Below are 16,946 nucleotides of genomic sequence, written 5' to 3' on the forward strand. Positions count from 1 at the left end.
GAGGGTCGGCCGGGGGCAGAACGTGATCTTGGGCTCGGTACCGTGCACACATGCTCGGCCTCCCCGACGGCACGCGCGCGTGCCTCTTCGACCTCGACGGCGTGCTGACCGACACCGCCAGCGTGCACGCCGCCGCGTGGAAGCAGATGTTCGACGACTACCTCCGCGCCCGCGCCGAGCGTGAGGGCGCCGCGTTCCGGCCGTTCGACCTCAAGGCCGACTACGGTCCGTACGTCGACGGCCGCCCGCGTCTGGAGGGCACGGTCACGTTCCTGCGGTCCCGCGGGATCGAGCTGCCCGCGGGTGGACCGGGGGACGACCCGGACGCCGAGACGGTGTACGCGCTGGCCACCCGCAAGAACGCCCTGGTGCAGGAGAAGATCACCACGGTCGGGGTGGACGTCTACCCCGGCTCGGTCCGCTACCTGCAGGCGGTCAAGGACGCCGGCCTGGCCACGGCCGTCGTCTCCTCGTCGGCCAACGCCGAGCAGGTGCTCGACGTCGCCGGCCTCACCGGGTTCGTCGACCACCGGGTCGACGGCGTCACCGCCAAGGAGCGGAACCTGCCGGGCAAGCCGGCCCCCGACACGTTCCTGGCCGCCGCGGCCGACCTCGGAGTCGACCGCACACAGGCCGTGGTGTTCGAGGACGCGCTCGCCGGTGTCGCGTCGGGAAGGGCGGGCGGCTTCGGGTACGTGATCGGCGTCGACCGGCTCGGGCACGCGGACGCGCTGCGCGAGCACGGCGCCGACGTGGTCGTGGCGGATCTCGCCGAGCTGTTGGAGAACGGGCTGCTGGAGGAGGACTCATGAGCCCCGATCCGGGACGCGCCTTCGCCGTCGAGCCGTGGGTGGTGCGGGAGCCGCGGCTGGACCTGGACGCGCTGGGCCAGGTGGAGTCGGTGTTCGCGTTGTCGAACGGGCACATCGGGTTGCGCGGCAACCTCGACGAGGGTGAGCCGCATGCGATGCCGGGGACGTACCTGAACTCGTTCTACGAGCGGCGGCCGCTGCCGTACGCGGAGGGTGGGTACGGGTATCCGGAGTCGGGGCAGACGATCATCAACGTCACCAACGGGAAGTTGATCCGGCTGTTGGTGGAGGACGAGCCGTTCGATCTGCGGTACGGGCAGCTGCGTCGTCATGAGCGGGTGCTGGACCTGCAGGCGGGCACGCTGACGCGGGAGGTCGAGTGGACCTCGCCCGCCGGTCGGGCCGTGGCGGTGCGCTCGACGCGGATGGTGTCGCTGACCCAGCGTGCGATCGCCGCGATCTGCTACGAGGTCGAGGTGCTGGATGCGCCTGCGCTGATCGTGGTGCAGTCCGAGCTGGTGGCCAACGAGCAGCTCCCGGCCCGCAACGAGGCCGACCCGCGCGTCGAGGCCGCGCTCACCGACCCCCTGGTCGCCGAGCAGCACCGCAGTGACGAGGCCGGGGCCACGCTGATCCACCGGACGCGCCGGTCGGGCCTGCGCGTCGCCGCGGCCATGGACCACGAGGTGCACGGCCCGGAGGGCAAGAAGGTCACCTCGGAGGCCACCGAGGACATCGGCCGGACGACGGTGATCGCCCGCCTGGAGCCCGGCCAGACGCTCAAGATCGTCAAGTACCTGGGGTACGGGTGGTCGTCGCGGCGGTCGCTGCCGGCGCTGCACGACCAGGTGCGGGCGGCGCTGGCGGCGGCCCGGTACACCGGCTGGGACGGGTTGGTGGCCGAGCAGCGGCAGTACCTGGACGAGTTCTGGGAGACCGCGGACGTCGAGATCGACGGGGACGCGGAGCTGCAGCAGGCGGTGCGGGTGGCGACGTTCCACGTGCTGCAGGCCGGGGCGCGGGCGGAGCGGCGCGCGATCGGGGCGAAGGGGCTGACCGGCGAGGGGTACGACGGGCACACCTTCTGGGACACCGAGACCTTCTGCCTCCCGGTGCTGAGCCATCTCGCCCCCGACGCGGCCGCGGATGCGCTGCGGTGGCGGCAGTCGATCCTCCCGCTGGCCTACGAGCGGGCCGAGCAGCTCGGGTTGCAGGGCGCGGCCTTCCCGTGGCGGACGATCCGCGGCCAGGAGTGCTCGGGCTACTGGCCGGCGGGCACGGCGGCGTTCCACATCAACGCCGACATCGCCGACGCCGTGCGCCGCCATGTCGCCGTCACCGGGGACGTGGAGTTCGAGCGGGAGGTCGGGCTGGAGCTGCTGGTGGCGACGGCGCGGCTGTGGCGGTCGCTGGGGCATCACGACTCGGCGGGGGAGTTCCGGATCGACGGGGTGACCGGGCCGGACGAGTACACCGCGATCGTGGACAACAACGTCTACACCAACCTGATGGCCCAGCTGAACCTGCGGGTCGCCGCCGACACCGCAGCGCGGCATGCGCGGGCCGCGGCGAAGCTCGGGGTGAACGCCGAGGAGATGGCCAGCTGGCGGGACGCGGCCAAGTCGATGCGGATCCCCTACGACGAGGTGCTGGGGGTGCACCCGCAGGCGGAGGGGACGACCCACCACCAGGTGTGGGACTTCGAGCACACCCCGCGCGAGAAGTACCCGCTGCTGCTGAACGTCCCGTACTTCGACCTGTACCGCAAGCAGGTGATCAAGCAGGCGGACCTGGTGCTGGCGATGCAGCTGCGTCCGGATGCGTTCACCCCGGAGCAGATGCGGCGCAACTTCGCCTACTACGAGGCGCTGACGGTGCGGGACTCGTCGCTGTCGGCGTGCACGCAGGCGGTGATGGCGGCCTGGACGGGCCATCTGGACCTGGCCTACGACTACCTCGCCGAGGCCGCGCTGGTCGACCTGCACGACCTGGCGGGCAACTCCGACCACGGCGTGCACATCGCGTCGATGGCCGGGACGTGGACGGCGATCGTCGTCGGGTTCGGCGGGATGCGCGGTGACGAGGGCGTGCTGCAGTTCGCGCCGCGGCTGCCCGCCGCGTTGTCGCGGATCTCGTTCGGGCTGAAATGGCAGGGCAGGCAGCTGCGGGTGGAGATCCGGCCCGACGAGGTGGAGTACCGGCTGGTGTCCGGGCCGCCGATGCGGCTGCGCCACCACGGGGAGCCGATCGCGCTTGCCGAGGAGCCGCAGGTGCGCGCGATCCCGGCGGCCGAGCCGGTGGAACCTGTCGAGCAGCCCTACGGCCGCGCTCCCCGTCCCCGCCACCCCGGCAGCTGAGCTCACGCGTACCGGCTCACGGGTGCGGGTATGCGAGGGCGCTGATGTTTCTCGCGCCGACGAGAACGCTTCCCGCACCTGACGAGAGGACGGACCGTGAACCCCGATCGCGCCCGTGAACTGCTGACCACCGAGCTCGCCGACCTCGACGAGCGCGCCCGCTTCGCCTCCGAGACCCGGGAGATGAACACCGCCGACCCGAACGAGGAGGGCGCGCTCGGGCAGCACCCCGGCGACTACGGCAGCGAGGTGAACGCGACGATGGACAGCGAGCTCCTGGTCGACACCGTCGGCGAGCAGCGCCGCCGCGTCGTCGAGGCCCTGGAGCGGCTCGACGACGGCAGCTACGGCCGCTGCGCGGTGTGCGGCCGCGACATCGACGACGAGCGGCTGGAGGCGCGGCCGGAGGTCGCCACCTGCCGCGAGCACGCCGACACCCCGGTGGTGAGCTGAGACAGCGGTTCGCCGACCACGGTCCGGGTAGTGGATGCGCTGTGACGTGGATGCGCTGTGAGCGGGATGCGCCGTGAGTGAGGCACCCGAAGGGCTGACCCGCGTCGACCCGGCGACGCCGGGCCTCACCCGGCGCCGCCGCGGCCGCGGCTTCAGCTACCTCGACGCCGACGGCAGGCCGATCACCGATCCCGCGGAGCTCGCCCGGCTGAAGGCACTGGTCATCCCGCCCGCGTGGCAGGACGTGTGGATCTGCCCCGACCCCACCGGGCACATCCAGGCGATCGGCACCGACGTGGCGGGGCGGCGCCAGTACCGCTACCACGAGGAGTGGCGCCGCAGCCGCGACCGCGAGAAGCACGACCGCGTCCTGACGCTCGGCGCGCACCTCGCGGACGTGCGCTCCGAGGTCGCCGCCCGGCTGCAGGCGCCGGGCCTGGGCCGCGACCGGGTGCTCGCGGCGGGCGTGCGCATGCTCGACATCGGCGTCTTCCGTGCGGGCGGCGAGGAGTACGCCCCGGGCGACGACGACGAGGACGGCACGTTCGGGCTGGCGACGTTGCGGCGCGAGCACGTGCAGCTCAAGCGCGGCGCGGTGCTGTTCTCCTATCCGGCCAAGGGCGGGATCCCGCGGACGCTGGCGCTGCGCGACCCGCTGCTGCACAAGGTCGTCAACTCCCTCCTGCGCCGCCGCGGCGGCGGCGAGGACCTGCTGGTCTACCGGGTCGGCCGCAAGTCCTGGCACGACGTGCGCGCCGAGGACCTCAACGCCGTGGTCAAGGAGCTGATGGGGGAGCCGTACACCTGCAAGGACCTGCGCACGTGGAACGCCACGGTGCTCGCCGCCGTGACGCTTGCCGCCGGCGTGGCGCAGGGCGGGGTGCCGGAGAAGGAGCGGGCCCGCAAGCGCGTGGTCAACCGGGCGATCAAGGAGGTGTCCGAGCACCTGGGCAACACGCCCACGGTCGCCCGCAGCTCCTACGTGGACCCCCGGGTGCTGGAGCGCTTCGAGGAGGGCCGCACCGTGCTGCGGGCGCTGCGCTCGCTCGAGTCCGGGTCGGCGGTTCCGGACCTGACCGACGACTCCACCCGCGCCGCCGTGGAACGGGCGGTGGTCCGGCTGATCGCGTCCTGACCGTCGGCCCGCCGGCCCGGGTATAGCCGCACCTTCGTCGGGTACGCCCAGGGACGTACGCACGACGAAGGGACGCTCATGGCAGGCAAGCTGGACGGCAAGCGCATCGCGATCCTCGCCACCGACGGCGTGGAGCAGGTGGAGCTCACCCGCCCCTGGGACGCGGTGACGCAGGAGGGCGCCCGGACGGAGATCATCTCGCTGTCCGACGGTGAGTTCCAGGCGATGAACGGCGACATCGAGCCGGCCGACATCTTCACCGCGGACAAGTCCGCTGAGCAGGCCTCGGCGGACGACTACGACGCCCTGATCATGCCGGGTGGCACCGTGAACGCCGACCGGCTCCGGATGGACCCCGACGTGCGCGCGTTCGTGCAGGAGATCTTCCGCGCCGGCAAGCCGGTGGGGGTGATCTGCCACGGCCCCTGGACCCTGGTCGAGGCCGACCTGGTGCGCGGCCGCACGCTGACGTCGTTCCCGAGCCTGCGCACCGACATCCGCAACGCGGGCGGGAACGTCGTGGACGAGGAAGTGGTCACCGACAACGGCCTGGTCTCCAGCCGCAAGCCCGACGATCTGCCGGCGTTCTGCGCCAAGATCGTCGAGGAGTTCGCGGAGGGGACGCACCGGGCCCACGACCAGGGCGCCACGGTCGCCTGATCGGCGGTGCCCCGCGCGCTGTCCGGGTACGCTCCGCGCATGACGGGCCCGGACACCGCCGTGTCGGCGGCGCAATCCAGCGACGGACGGGGCGAGGGGCCCCTGCAGCGGGCCGATCGGAACATGGTCGAGCTGCTGCAGGAGCTGCGCGTGGCGCAGACCGGCGTGCAGATCCTCTTCGCGTTCCTGCTGTCGCTGTCGTTCACCCAGCGGTTCATCGAGATCACGGCGACGCAGAAGTGGATATACGTCGTCACGTTGCTGCTGTCCATCGTGACCACCGGGCTGCTCGTGGCTCCGGCCGCGGCGCATCGCATGACGTTCCGCCGAGGGGTCAAGGCGGAGACCGTGACACTGGGACACCGGTTGTTCACGGCGGGGCTGGGCACGCTGGCACTGACCCTCACCGGGGCGGTGCTGCTCGTGCTCGACGTCGTGATGGGCCGCGTGTTCGCCGTGGCGTCCGCTGTGACAGCCGCCGCCGTGCTGTTCGGGCTGTGGTTCCTGATGCCGGTGCCGCTGCTGCGGCGGGCACGCGCCCGTTCCGACAACGGCGAAGGCCCGTCCCCCGGAGACCAGGGGACGGGCCGCTGAGCGATCGGGGCTAGGTCGCGCTCTCACCCGCCTGCGGGCTGCGGCCCACGTCGCCGCGCCAGCCGCCCTCCTCACGACCGCGCGACTCGATGAACTCCTTGAAGTTCGCGAGGTCGCCCTTGACCCGGCTCTGCACGAGGCCGAGCGCGTCACCCGCCTTCTCGGTGAGGCCCTCCGGGTCGTGGTCGAGCTGCAGCGTCACCCGGGTGTTGGTCTCGTCGAGGCGGTGGAAGGTGACCACCCCGGACTGGTGCGTGCCGTTCTCGGTCTTCCACGCCACGCGCTCGTCGGGGTGCTGCTCGGTGATCTCCGCGTCGAACTCGCGCTCCACCCCGGCGATCTTGGTGACCCAGTGCGTCCTGGTCGGCGTGACCTGGTCGATGCGCTCGACCCCGGACATGAACCGCGGGAACGACTCGAACTGGGTCCACTGGTTGTAGGCCGTGCTCACGGGCACGGCGACGTCGATGCTGTGCAGGACGTTCGTGGTCATGCGCCGGGCGTACCCCGTACGGCGGCCGTTACCCGGCCCGTCACCCGTCGTCGGTCATCCGCCTGCGCAGCTGCGCCACGGTCTGGGAGAGCAGCCGGGAGACGTGCATCTGGGAGATCCCGACCCGGTCGGCGATCTGGGTCTGGGTGAGGTTGCCGAAGAACCGCAGCAGCAGGATCGTGCGCTCGCGCTCGGGCAGCTCGTCGAGCAGTGGGGCCAGCGTCTCCCGGTACTCGACCTTGTCGAGCTCCGTGTCGACCGACCCCAAGGTGTCGGTGAGGGTGGTGTCGGCGCCCGCGACGAGCTCGTCCAGCGAGCTGCTGCGGTAGGCCTGCTGGGCGTCGAGGCCCTCGACGACCTCCTCGGTGGCGATGCCCAGGCGCGCGGCGATCTCACTGGGCTTCGGCGCCCGCCCGAGCTCCTGCGACAGCGGCCCGACGGCACCGTTGATGGCGCTCTGCAGGTCCTTGAGCCGGCGCGGCACCCGCATCGACCACGTGCGGTCGCGGAAGTGCCTGCGGATCTCGCCCGTGATCGTGGGGACCGCGTAGGACAGGAAGTCGATGCCCCGGTCGGGCTCGAACCGGTCGACCGCGTTGAGCAGGCCGACGGTGCCCGCCTGCTCCAGGTCGTCGACCGGTTCGCCGCGGCCGGCGAACCGCCGGGCGATGTGCTGCACCACCGGGAGGTAGCCGGTGACGAGCTTGCTGCGCAGCGCGGTCCGGCCCGGGTCGTCGGGCGGCAGCGCCGCGAACTCGGCGAACAGTGGCGCGAGGTGCGCGTAGTCGGAGTCACGGGTCTCAGACACGGCACGCCCGGCACGGGGAAGAGGGGACGAAGCGCACTCCGGAACCTACCCGCGGTCCGGCGATCGGAAACTCGGCCGCTGGTACGTTCGTAAGTCCGCCGTCACGACCCCTGCCTTGAAGGTGAACCGCCGGTGTCCCACAGCACGTCCCCCTCCGCTACCGATGGCGAGGACGGGATCGACCACGAACGCCGCTACGTCGGCATGCTGTACGACCGTCTGGACGCCCGCCGGGCCGAGACGGCGCGCAGGCTGCAGGGCGTTCTGCACGACGAGACGGTGGGCACCCCGCAGGCGCTCACCGAGCGCGACGCCGCCGCGGCCATGTACACCGACCGTCTCGCCGCCCTGCGCGCCGCGGAGCACGGCCTGGTGTTCGGGCGCCTCGACGTCACCGACGGCGAGCGGCGCTACATCGGCCGGCTGGGGCTGCTCGACGAGGAGAACGAGTACGAGCCGCTGCTGATGGACTGGCGCGCCCCGGCCGCGCGCCCGTTCTACACGGCCACGGCCGCGTCTCCTGAGGGCATCCGCAGGCGGCGGCACCTGCGCACCCGGCGCCGTCAGGTCCTCGCCGTCGACGACGAGGTGCTCGACCTCGAGGAGGCCGGCGCCGCCGCCCAGAACCAGAGGGCGCAGGCGAGCGGGCTCACCAGCGAGGCCGCGCTGCTCGCGGCGGTCGACGCGCGGCGCACCGGCCGGATGTCCGACATCGTCGCCACGATCCAGGCCGAGCAGGACGCGGTCATCCGCTCGAAGCCCTCGGGCGTGCTGGTGGTGCAGGGCGGGCCGGGCACCGGCAAGACGGCGGTGGCGCTGCACCGCGCCGCGTACCTGCTCTACACCCACCGCGACCGGCTGGCGCGCCGCGGCGTGCTCGTGGTGGGACCCAACCCCACGTTCCTGAGCTACATCGGGCAGGTCCTGCCGTCGCTGGGGGAGACGGCGGTGGTGCTCGGCACCGTCGGGCAGCTGCACCCCGGGCTCGACGCGCGCCGCCCCGAGCCGGTCGAGACGGCGGCGGTGAAGGGCCGGGCCGAGATGGCGGCGGTGGTCGCCGCGGCGGTGCGCGACCGGCAGCAGGTGCCGCGGCGGCCGATCACGCTGGTGGTGGAGCAGCAGCCGGTGCGGCTGGACCGGGAGATCGCCAACGCCGCCCGCACCCGGGCGCGGCGCTCCCGCAAACCGCACAACGAGGCGAAGCGGACCTTCCACAAGGAGGCCGTGCGGCTGCTGGCCGAGCAGGTGGCGCGCACCCTGAGCGGGGGCATGGGCACGCGCGGCCTGCTGGACGCGGGCGACCTCGCCGACATCCGGGAGGAGCTGTCGGAGAGCGCCGAGCTCACCCGCGAGCTGAACGCGCTGTGGCCCACCCTGTCGGCCGAGCAGCTGCTCACCGACCTGTTCGCCGACTCGAAGCGGCTCAACTCCGTGGCCCGGCGGCTGCCGGCGGAGGACCGCGCGCTGCTGGCCCGTCCGGCGCCCGGCGACGACGTCCCGAACGACCTGCGGTGGACGCCCGCGGACGTCCCGCTGCTCGACGAGGCCGCGGAGCTGCTCGGCGACGACGGCTCGGAGGCCGCGGCCCGCGAGGCGGCGGCGCTGCGGGAGGAGGTGCTCTACGCCCAGGGCGTGCTCGACGTGCTCGACCTGGAGGAGGACCTCGACCCGGAGCTGCTGCGCGCCACCGACGTCGTCGACGCCGACCGGCTCGCCGAGCGCCAGCAGGTGCGCCGCTACGACAGCACGGCCGAGCGCGCCGCTGCCGACCGCGAGTGGACCTACGGCCACGTGATCGTCGACGAGGCGCAGGAGCTGTCGCCGATGGCGTGGCGGCTGGTGATGCGCCGCTGCCCGAGCCGCTCGATGACGATCGTGGGTGACATCGCCCAGACCGGCGACCGGGCCGGCGCCGCGTCGTGGGGCGAGGTGCTGTCGCCGTTCGTGGCGAACCGGTGGCGGCTGGAGCAGCTCACCGTCAACTACCGCACCCCGTCGGAGATCGCGGCCGTGGCCGACGACGTGCTCGCCGCGATCGAGCCCGGCCTGGCCGCGCCGCGCTCGGTCCGCAGCACGGGGGTACCGCCCCGCGCCGTGGCGGTGGACTCCGGCAGCGTCGACGACGTCGTCGCCAAGGTGCTCGCCGAGGAGGCGGGCGCGGTGGGCGACGGGCGCACCGCGGTGCTCGCGCCGACGGCCCGGGTCGCGGCCCTGCGGGAGCGGCTGCTGGGCGACGCCGGCACCGATGGTGGCGCTGACGGGCTCACCGACGTGGACCTCACCGCCCCCGTGGTGGTGCTGCCGGTCAGCGCCGCGAAGGGCCTGGAGTTCGACGCCGTCGTGGTGGTGGAGCCCGCCGAACTGCTGGCCGAGTCGCCGCGCGGCGCCAACGACCTCTACGTGGCGCTCACCCGTTCCACCCAGCGCCTTGCGGTGGTGCACGCCCAGCGACTGCCGGCGATGCTGCACCGGCTGGAGGCGTAGACCACCGCTCGTCGGGTCACTCCGCCAGTACGGCGAGCACCTGCTCGCCGTACTTCGCGAGCTTGTTCTCCCCGACGCCGCTGACCGAGCCGAGCTCGGCCAGCGTGGCGGGCACGCGGGTGGCGATCTCGCGCAGCGTGGCGTCGTGGAAGATCACGTAGGCCGGCACGCCGTGCTCCTTGGCCGCCGCGCCGCGCCAGGCCCGCAGCCGCTCGAACAGCGGTGCCGCCTCGGCGGGGAGCTCGGCCTGCGGCGTGCGCGCCGACCGGCTGCGGCTGCGCGTCTGGCGTTCCGGGTCGCGCCGCAGCATCACCTGCTGCTCGCCGCGCAGCACGCCGCGGCTCGCGTCGGTGAGTGCGAACGTCTGGTAGGCGCCCTCGACCGCCAGCAGCCCGCGGGCGGTGAGCTGGCGCAGCACGCCGCGCCACTCCCGCTCGCCCAGCTCGGTGCCCACGCCGAACACGGTGAGGGCGTCGTGGCCGAACTGCTCGACCTTCGCCGTGCGCTTGCCGACCAGGATGTCGATGATCTGGCCGGCGCCGAACCGCTGGCCGCGCTCCCGGTCGAGCCGGAACACCGTGGAGAGCACCTTCTGCGCCGCGACCGTGCCGTCCCAGGACTCGGGCGGGGTGAGGCAGGTGTCGCAGTTGCCGCAGGGCGACGCACCGGACTGCCCGAAGTAGGCGAGCAGCTGCACCCGCCGGCACTCCACGGTCTCGCAGAGCGCGAGCATCGCGTCGAGGTGCTGGGCGAGGCGGCGCCGGTGGGCGAGGTCGCCGTCGGACTCGTCGATCATCTTGCGCTGCTGCACGACGTCGGCGAGCCCGTAGGCGAGCCACGCCGTGGACGGCAGCCCGTCGCGCCCGGCGCGCCCGGTCTCCTGGTAGTAGCCCTCCACCGACTTCGGCAGGTCCAGGTGGGCGACGAAGCGGACGTCGGGCTTGTCGATGCCCATCCCGAACGCGATCGTCGCGACCATCACCAACCCGTCCTCGCGCAGGAACCGGGCCTGGTTCCGGGCGCGGGTCTGCGCGTCGAGCCCGGCATGGTAGGGCAGCGCGGTGATCCCCTGCGCGACCAGGAACTCCGCGGTCTGCTCCACCGAGCGGCGCGACAGGCAGTAGACGATGCCCGCGTCGCCCGCGTGCTCGGTGTGCAGCAGGTCGAGCAGCTGCCGGCGCGGCTCGTTCTTCGGCACGATCCGGTACTGGATGTTGGGCCGGTCGAAGCTCGCGACGAAGTGCTTCGCGCCCCCCAGGTCCAGCCGCTGGGCGATCTCGGCGTGGGTGGCCTCGGTGGCGGTGGCGGTGAGCGCGATCCGGGGCACGTCCGGCCAGCGCTCGTGCAGCTGCGACAGCGTCAGGTAGTCGGGCCGGAAGTCGTGGCCCCACTGCGCCACGCAGTGCGCCTCGTCGATGGCGAACAGCGCGATGCGGCCGCGGTCGAGCAGCGACAGCGTGGAGGGCACCCGCAGCCGTTCCGGCGCCAGGTAGAGCAGGTCGAGCTCGCCCCCGAGGAACGCCGCCTCCGTCGCGCGGCGCTCGTCCGGGGTCTGGGTGGAGTTGAGGAACCCGGCCCGGACGCCGAGCGCGCGCAGGGCGTCGACCTGGTCCTGCATCAGCGCGATGAGCGGGGAGACGACCACACCGACGCCGTCGCGCACCAGCGCCGGGATCTGGTAGCACAGCGACTTGCCCCCGCCGGTGGGCATCAGCACGAGCGCGTCGCCGCCCCCGCAGACGTGGTCGACGATCTCCTGCTGGTCGCCGCGGAAGGAGTCGTAGCCGAAGACCCGTGGAGAACCTGCAGCGCGTCGGCCGTGCGGGGGACGGTCACGCCGCGACCCTACGGGACCGCCTCCGATTGCCGGGGCCGGTTCGCGCTGAGAACCTCGGGGCGTGAGCACCGAACCGCTGCCCGGCGACTTCTACCGCTTCGCCGATGCCTTGACCGACGACGAGCAAGCGGTCGTGGCGCGGGTGCGGGAGTTCCTGCGCACCGAGGTGGCACCCGTGGCGCTCGAGCACTGGAACCGCGCGGAGTTCCCGCACCACCTCGTGCCGGGCTTCGCCGCCCTGGACATCGCTGCACTGCCCTACGACGGGCTGCACGGTCCGGCCGCGCGACGGCTGCTGATCGGGTTCGTGTCGATGGAGCTGGCACACACCGACCCGTCGCTGAACAGCTTCTTCGGCGTCCACAACGGCCTCGCGATGGGCAGCATCGACCTCTGCGGTTCCGCCGAGCAGCGGGAGCGCTGGCTCCCGCCGATGGCGCGGATGGAGCAGATCGGCGCGTTCGCGCTCACCGAGCCGCACGGCGGGTCGGACGTCGCGCGCGGGCTGGAGACGACCGCGCGCCGCGAGGGGGACACCTGGGTGCTCGACGGCGAGAAGCGCTGGATCGGCAACGCCACGTTCGCCGACCTCGTGGTCGTCTGGGCGCGCGACGTCGCCGACGACTCGGTGAAGGGGTTCGTCGTCGGCAAGGACAACCCCGGCATGACCACGTCGAAGATCGAGAACAAGGTGGCGCTGCGGATCGTGCAGAACGCCGACATCGTGCTGCGCGACTGCCGGGTGCCCGAGGCCGACCGGCTGCAGGAGGCCAACTCCTTCCGCGACACGAACAAGGTGCTGCGCCGCACCCGCGGCGGCGTCGCGTGGGGCGCGACCGGCACGATGATGGCCGCCTACGAGACTGCGCTGGACTACGCGAAGGAGCGCGAGCAGTTCGGGCGGCCCATCGCCGGGTTCCAGCTGGTGCAGGACCTGCTCGTGCGGATGCTCGGCAACATCACCGCATCGCTCGCGATGGCGGCACGCCTCGCGGACATGCAGGACGCCGGCACGGCCACCGACGACCACGCCGCGCTCGCCAAGGAGTACACGACCACGAAGATGCGCGAGACGGTGGCGATGGCCCGCGAGGTCGTCGGCGGCAACGGAGTGGTGCTCGACTACGGCGTGGCCAAGTTCTTCGCCGACGCCGAGGCGCTGTACTCGTTCGAGGGCACCCGGCAGATCAACACCCTGGTGGTGGGGCGCGCGATCACGGGGCTGAGCGCGTTCGTCTGACGAACGTGCTCGCCGGGTGAGCACGTTCGCTGGGAGGATCGCGGCATGCGCGCCGACCGGCTGGTGGCCACCCTCCTGTTGATGCAGGCCCGCGGCCGGGTCACCGCGGCCGAGGTGGCGGCCGAGCTGGAAGTGTCGGTAGCCACCGCCCGCCGCGACCTGGAGGCGCTGTCCACGGCGGGCGTGCCCGTCTATCCGCAGCCCGGACGCGGCGGCGGGTGGTCGCTCGTCGGGGGCGCCCGCACCGATCTCACCGGCCTCACCTCGACCGAGGCGAGGGCGCTGTTCCTGCTCGCGGGCCCCGCCGCGTCCGTCGCGCCACCGGTCAGGTCGGCGCTGCGGAAGCTCGTGCAGGCACTGCCCGACGCGTTCCGGGCCGACGCGGAGGCCGCCGCCGACGCCGTCGTGGTCGACGGGGCGGGGTGGGGCGAGCGGGACCGCGCCCGCCCCGAGCTGGTCGACACGCTCCAGGACGCCGTCGTCCGTCGCCGCAAGGTGGCGCTGGCGTACGAGAACCGGGCTCATGAGCGCACGCGATGCGTCGTCGACCCGTGGGGCCTGGTGGCCAAGGACGGCGTCTGGTACCTGGTCGCCGGCACCGAGAAGGGGCAGCGGACGTTCCGCGTGGACCGGATCGCCGAGGTGACCGTCACCGACGATGCGGCGGAGCGACCCGCCGACCTCGACCTGTCGCGCGAGTGGGAACGCGTCGTCGCCGAGGTGGAGCGACGCCGGTCCCTCGTCTCCGCGACGCTGCTCCTCCCCGCGGGGCTGCTCCCGATCCTGCGGGACCGGTTCGGCCGGCACTGCGAGCCGTTGGAGACCCGCGACGACGGGCGGGTGCGCGTGCGGGTGGCGGCGCACATGCCGGTGGGGATCGCCCAGGAGCTCACCGGCTGGGGCAACGCCGTGGAGGTGCTCGAACCCGACTCGGTCAAGGCCGAGCTCGCGCGTCTCGGTGCGGAACTCGTGGAGCGCTACGCGGTTGTCGGCGCGGCTTCTGTTCCGGGTCCACCCATTTCGGGGGGATGAACTCGGGCGATCCGTCCGCGATCCGGACGATCCAGCCGGAATAATGGATCAGCCGGTGGTGCATTCTGCGCAACATCACCAGGTTGTTCAGCTCGGTGTGCCCGTCGTGTTCCCATTCGAGGACGTGGTGAATTTCGCACCATGACGGGGTTCGGTCGCATCCCGGATGGGCACATCCCCGATCCCGGACGGTCACGGCGCGGCGGAGTCCGTCCGGAATGGTGCGGGTGGACCGTCCCACGTCGAGCGGCTGCCCGGCGCCGTTCAGCACGATCGGGATCACGCCGGCGTCGCAGGCGAGCATCCGCAAGGATTCCGGCGTGAGGGTACCGCCGAAGTCGAGCACCGCCGACCTCGCCCGGTCTTCGAGGTCCTGGAGGCGGATGAGCACGTTGAGGTGCGGCCGACGGCCACCGGTGTCGGGGACGTCGCCGTGGTCGAGGACGTAGCCGCAGATGTCGGCCAGCGCGTCGGCCTGTCGCCGCTCCGCGCCGCGGCGGTCGTCCTTGTCCAGGGGCTTGGACTTGGCGTCGAGCAGGGTGGCGATGGTGTCGAACATGGCCGCGTCCTCGAACACGCCCTTCAACTCGCCGCCGGGCCGGTCGCGGAACCGCCGCACCTGCAACGTGTTCACCGGCACCGGTGGGCGGTCGTCGGCGGCGGGGCCGTCCTGGTCGAGCCGGTCGATCAGGTCCTTGCCGTAGGCGCGCAGTTGGGCGGGGGTGTAGTCGGCGGCGCGGGCGGCGAGTTCCTCCTCGACCCCGGCCCGCTGCTCCTCGCTCAGTCGCCCGGCGGCGGGGGTGGCGAGCAGGGTGACGATCACCTCGACGTGCCGCAGGCTCGCCTGCCCGGCCGCGAACGCCTTGCCGGTGGCGGGGAGCTTCGCCTCCAGCACCGTGCCGTCCAGCTCCACCCGCTCACACGTGTGCTCCGCGGCGGTGACCCGGCGGCGGGCCTCGAACCACTCCCAGCCCAGCAGGTCGGCCAACGCACCTTCGGGCTTCTTGTAGCCCCGCTCGGCGAACGTCCCCCGCCGCTGCAGGGTGGCCACGGTGGCAACGGTCAGATGATCCAGTCGACGCGAAAGACCCTCGGCGAGTGTGAGTACCGACAGCAACTCGTCGTCGGTGGTCGTCGACGATTCCGCGGCCGCGCGCAGTTCGTCGACCGCCGCCTGCAGGTGGCGGTACGCGGTGGCGACCGGGCCGTCGGACATGCCCCTGAGTTTAGTCGAACATGTTTTCGATTGGTGGAGCTATTCCGGTGACACTGGCGATTTGCGATAGTGAATAGATCATGGGGAGCGTTCCTGTTGTTTGCGCGAGCAACTCGGTGGTCGGCTTGGGCAAACTACTGATTACGTGGTCACCCTGCGAGATCCTCGTCATGCCTCCCGGACCAGTGCACGTGATCCTCTCGATTGGTCTCATACGCAACTATCCTGTGGTCATCTTGCGACAAAGGAACAGGACCACAGCCAGTTGAGCCGCTGCCCGGCAGTGACTCTCGTCGGATCCGCGGTGCCCCCGAGTCGGGGACGGCCGCCCGAGCAACCACGCCATTCGCTGTTCACCCAACCCGGCCACCAGCCCGACCGGCAGCCGAACAGGGCGATCCATCAGACCAACGAAGCCCTCCACGCCGATGCAGCAAGGCGGACTCCCCGCCCCCGCCAACAGCTCCGGACGGCCCATCGCGATGTTGTCGGCGTCGAACCGGAGAACCGGAACGCCTCCTGGCTGATCATCACCAGCGCGGCGCGGAGGTCGGCGTAGGGGGCGAGGCGGCGCAGCGACCCGAGGGTGGCCGGGGTGGGGCCGTCGAGGCTCATGGCTCGATCCACGGTGAACACTTTCCCAACCGACGCATGCGAGTTCTCCCACGAGTGAACCCTCGGACCTCGACGCGGGTGGAGGTCGAGAGCGAGGGTGTAGCAGTCTGGGGGCCGCAGGGATCATCGCCAGGGAAGGACCTGAGGACGTGGCATTGCGGATCGGCTACAAGGCGTCGGCGGAGCAGTTCGGGCCGCGCGAGCTGGTGGAGTACGCGGTGCGGGCCGAGGAGGTGGGGCTGGACAGCGCGGTCGTGTCCGACCACTTCCTCCCGTGGCGGCACGAGGGCGGGCACGCGCCCGCCGCACTCGCGTGGCTGGCGGCCGTGGGGGAGCGGACCTCCCGCATCCAGCTGGGCACGTCGGTGCTCACCCCGACGTTCCGCTACAACCCGGCGGTGCTCGCCCAGACGTTCGCGACGCTGGGGCTGCTCTACCCCGGCCGCGTGATGCTGGGGGTCGGCACGGGCGAGGCGCTGAACGAGATCGCGGTGTCGGGCCGGGAGTGGCCGGAGTTCAAGGAGCGGTTCGCCCGGCTGCGGGAGGCCGTCCGGCTCATGCGCGAGCTGTGGGCCGGCGAGGACATCTCGTTCGAGGGCGACCACTACCGCACCGTCGGGGCCACGATCTACGACAAGCCGGAGCAGCTGATCCCCGTGTACGTGGCGGCGGGCGGCCCGGTGGTGGCGAAGTACGCGGGCCGGGCAGCCGACGGCTTCATCTGCACGTCCGGCAAGGGGATGGACCTCTACACCGAGAAGCTCCTGCCCGCCGTCGCCGAGGGCGCGGCGGCGGCCGAGCGGGACGCCGGCGCGATCGACAAGATGATCGAGATCAAGATGTCCTACGACCGCGACCACGACACCGCGCTGGAGAACTGCCGGTTCTGGGCGCCGCTGTCGCTCACCCCGGAGCAGAAGCACAGCGTCGACTCGTCCGTGGAGATGGAGCGGCTGGCCGACGAGCTGCCCATCGAGCAGGTGACCAAGCGGTGGATCGTGGCCTCCGACCCGGACGACGCGGTCGCGCAGATCAAGCCCTACGTCGACGCCGGGCTGAACCACCTGGTGTTCCACGGCCCGGGGCACGACCAGGAGCGCTTCCTCGGCCAGTTCGCCGAGGACGTGCTGCCGAAGCTGCGCGCGCTGGCGTAGCTGGTTGCAGCAAAGCCACTTTCACGCAACCAGGTTGCGTGAAAGTGGCTTTGCTG

The 16,946-nt window shown here is 72.3% G+C and carries 14 protein-coding genes; 10 read left to right on the forward strand and 4 right to left on the reverse strand.

Annotated elements, in window-relative coordinates:
* The first annotated feature begins 50 nt into the window (after positions 1 to 50).
* From KME75_RS09930 to KME75_RS09955, 6 genes are all read left to right on the forward strand, one after another.
* On the forward strand, positions 51 to 812 hold the full coding sequence (locus tag KME75_RS09930; protein WP_219414292.1) for a beta-phosphoglucomutase family hydrolase: 762 nt from the start codon (positions 51 to 53) through the stop codon (positions 810 to 812).
* A complete protein-coding gene (locus tag KME75_RS09935; RefSeq protein WP_219414293.1) occupies positions 809 to 3,169 on the forward strand; it encodes a glycoside hydrolase family 65 protein in 2,361 nt (786 codons plus the stop codon). The genes KME75_RS09930 and KME75_RS09935 overlap by 4 nt, the downstream gene beginning before the upstream one ends.
* Before the next feature lie 96 nt (positions 3,170 to 3,265).
* A complete protein-coding gene (locus KME75_RS09940) occupies positions 3,266 to 3,622 on the forward strand; it encodes a TraR/DksA family transcriptional regulator (RefSeq protein WP_308282673.1) in 357 nt (118 codons plus the stop codon).
* 73 nt (positions 3,623 to 3,695) lie between these two features.
* The gene (locus tag KME75_RS09945) at positions 3,696 to 4,757 is read left to right on the forward strand and encodes a DNA topoisomerase IB (RefSeq protein ID WP_219414294.1); all 1,062 of its coding nucleotides are present in this window, start codon (positions 3,696 to 3,698) and stop codon (positions 4,755 to 4,757) included.
* A gap of 78 nt (positions 4,758 to 4,835) precedes the next feature.
* Positions 4,836 to 5,417 carry a type 1 glutamine amidotransferase domain-containing protein gene (locus KME75_RS09950; protein WP_219414295.1) on the forward strand — a complete coding sequence of 194 codons (582 nt, stop codon included), beginning with the start codon at positions 4,836 to 4,838 and terminating at the stop codon, positions 5,415 to 5,417.
* A gap of 39 nt (positions 5,418 to 5,456) precedes the next feature.
* On the forward strand, positions 5,457 to 6,011 hold the full coding sequence (locus KME75_RS09955) for a DUF6328 family protein (protein WP_219414296.1): 555 nt from the start codon (positions 5,457 to 5,459) through the stop codon (positions 6,009 to 6,011).
* 10 nt (positions 6,012 to 6,021) lie between these two features.
* On the opposite strand, the gene KME75_RS09960 is transcribed toward KME75_RS09955, so the two are convergent.
* Together KME75_RS09960 and KME75_RS09965 are read right to left on the reverse strand one after the other, a co-directional pair.
* Positions 6,022 to 6,504, reverse strand: a complete 483-nt coding sequence (locus KME75_RS09960) for an SRPBCC family protein (RefSeq protein ID WP_219414297.1) — start codon at positions 6,502 to 6,504, stop codon at positions 6,022 to 6,024.
* Between the two features lie 40 nt (positions 6,505 to 6,544).
* A complete protein-coding gene (locus tag KME75_RS09965; protein ID WP_219414298.1) occupies positions 6,545 to 7,312 on the reverse strand; it encodes an RNA polymerase sigma factor SigF in 768 nt (255 codons plus the stop codon).
* A 132-nt stretch (positions 7,313 to 7,444) separates the two neighbouring features.
* Between KME75_RS09965 and KME75_RS09970 the strand changes: the two genes are divergently transcribed.
* Positions 7,445 to 9,796, forward strand: coding sequence for a HelD family protein (locus KME75_RS09970; protein ID WP_504739505.1), 2,352 nt, complete (start codon positions 7,445 to 7,447; stop codon positions 9,794 to 9,796).
* A 16-nt stretch (positions 9,797 to 9,812) separates the two neighbouring features.
* Here KME75_RS09970 and recQ read toward each other — a convergent pair whose 3' ends face one another.
* Positions 9,813 to 11,702, reverse strand: coding sequence for a DNA helicase RecQ (gene recQ, locus KME75_RS09975; RefSeq protein ID WP_372452577.1), 1,890 nt, complete (start codon positions 11,700 to 11,702; stop codon positions 9,813 to 9,815).
* Between recQ and KME75_RS09980 the strand changes: the two genes are divergently transcribed.
* Both KME75_RS09980 and KME75_RS09985 read left to right on the forward strand, forming a co-directional pair.
* On the forward strand, positions 11,695 to 12,873 hold the full coding sequence (locus KME75_RS09980) for an acyl-CoA dehydrogenase family protein (RefSeq protein WP_372452578.1): 1,179 nt from the start codon (positions 11,695 to 11,697) through the stop codon (positions 12,871 to 12,873). The two genes, recQ and KME75_RS09980, sit on opposite strands and share 8 nt — an antisense overlap.
* Before the next feature lie 45 nt (positions 12,874 to 12,918).
* Positions 12,919 to 13,905 carry a helix-turn-helix transcriptional regulator gene (locus KME75_RS09985; RefSeq protein WP_219414299.1) on the forward strand — a complete coding sequence of 329 codons (987 nt, stop codon included), beginning with the start codon at positions 12,919 to 12,921 and terminating at the stop codon, positions 13,903 to 13,905.
* Here the strand turns inward: KME75_RS09985 and KME75_RS09990 are convergent.
* Positions 13,808 to 15,121, reverse strand: coding sequence for an HNH endonuclease signature motif containing protein (locus tag KME75_RS09990; RefSeq protein WP_219414300.1), 1,314 nt, complete (start codon positions 15,119 to 15,121; stop codon positions 13,808 to 13,810). The genes KME75_RS09985 and KME75_RS09990 overlap by 98 nt on opposite strands.
* A 764-nt stretch (positions 15,122 to 15,885) precedes the next feature.
* Between KME75_RS09990 and fgd the strand changes: the two genes are divergently transcribed.
* Complete coding sequence (gene fgd, locus KME75_RS09995) at positions 15,886 to 16,890, forward strand: glucose-6-phosphate dehydrogenase (coenzyme-F420) (RefSeq protein ID WP_219414301.1); 1,005 nt, start codon at positions 15,886 to 15,888, stop codon at positions 16,888 to 16,890.
* The last annotated feature ends 56 nt before the right edge of the window (positions 16,891 to 16,946 follow it).

It is taken from the genome of Pseudonocardia nigra (genome assembly GCF_019396355.1).
Lineage (GTDB): Bacteria > Actinomycetota > Actinomycetes > Mycobacteriales > Pseudonocardiaceae > Pseudonocardia > Pseudonocardia nigra.

Excerpts from the sequence above, each read along its gene's own strand:
- KME75_RS09985 (WP_219414299.1), top strand. The coding sequence starts at position 12,919 with ATGCGCGCCGACCGGCTGGTGGCCACCCTCCTGTTGATGCAGGCCCGC.
- KME75_RS09930 (WP_219414292.1), top strand. The coding sequence starts at position 51 with ATGCTCGGCCTCCCCGACGGCACGCGCGCGTGCCTCTTCGACCTCGAC.
- KME75_RS09990 (WP_219414300.1), bottom strand. The coding sequence starts at position 15,121 with ATGTCCGACGGCCCGGTCGCCACCGCGTACCGCCACCTGCAGGCGGCG.
- KME75_RS09950 (WP_219414295.1), top strand. The coding sequence starts at position 4,836 with ATGGCAGGCAAGCTGGACGGCAAGCGCATCGCGATCCTCGCCACCGAC.
- KME75_RS09955 (WP_219414296.1), top strand. The coding sequence starts at position 5,457 with ATGACGGGCCCGGACACCGCCGTGTCGGCGGCGCAATCCAGCGACGGA.
- KME75_RS09935 (WP_219414293.1), top strand. The coding sequence starts at position 809 with ATGAGCCCCGATCCGGGACGCGCCTTCGCCGTCGAGCCGTGGGTGGTG.
- KME75_RS09960 (WP_219414297.1), bottom strand. The coding sequence starts at position 6,504 with ATGACCACGAACGTCCTGCACAGCATCGACGTCGCCGTGCCCGTGAGC.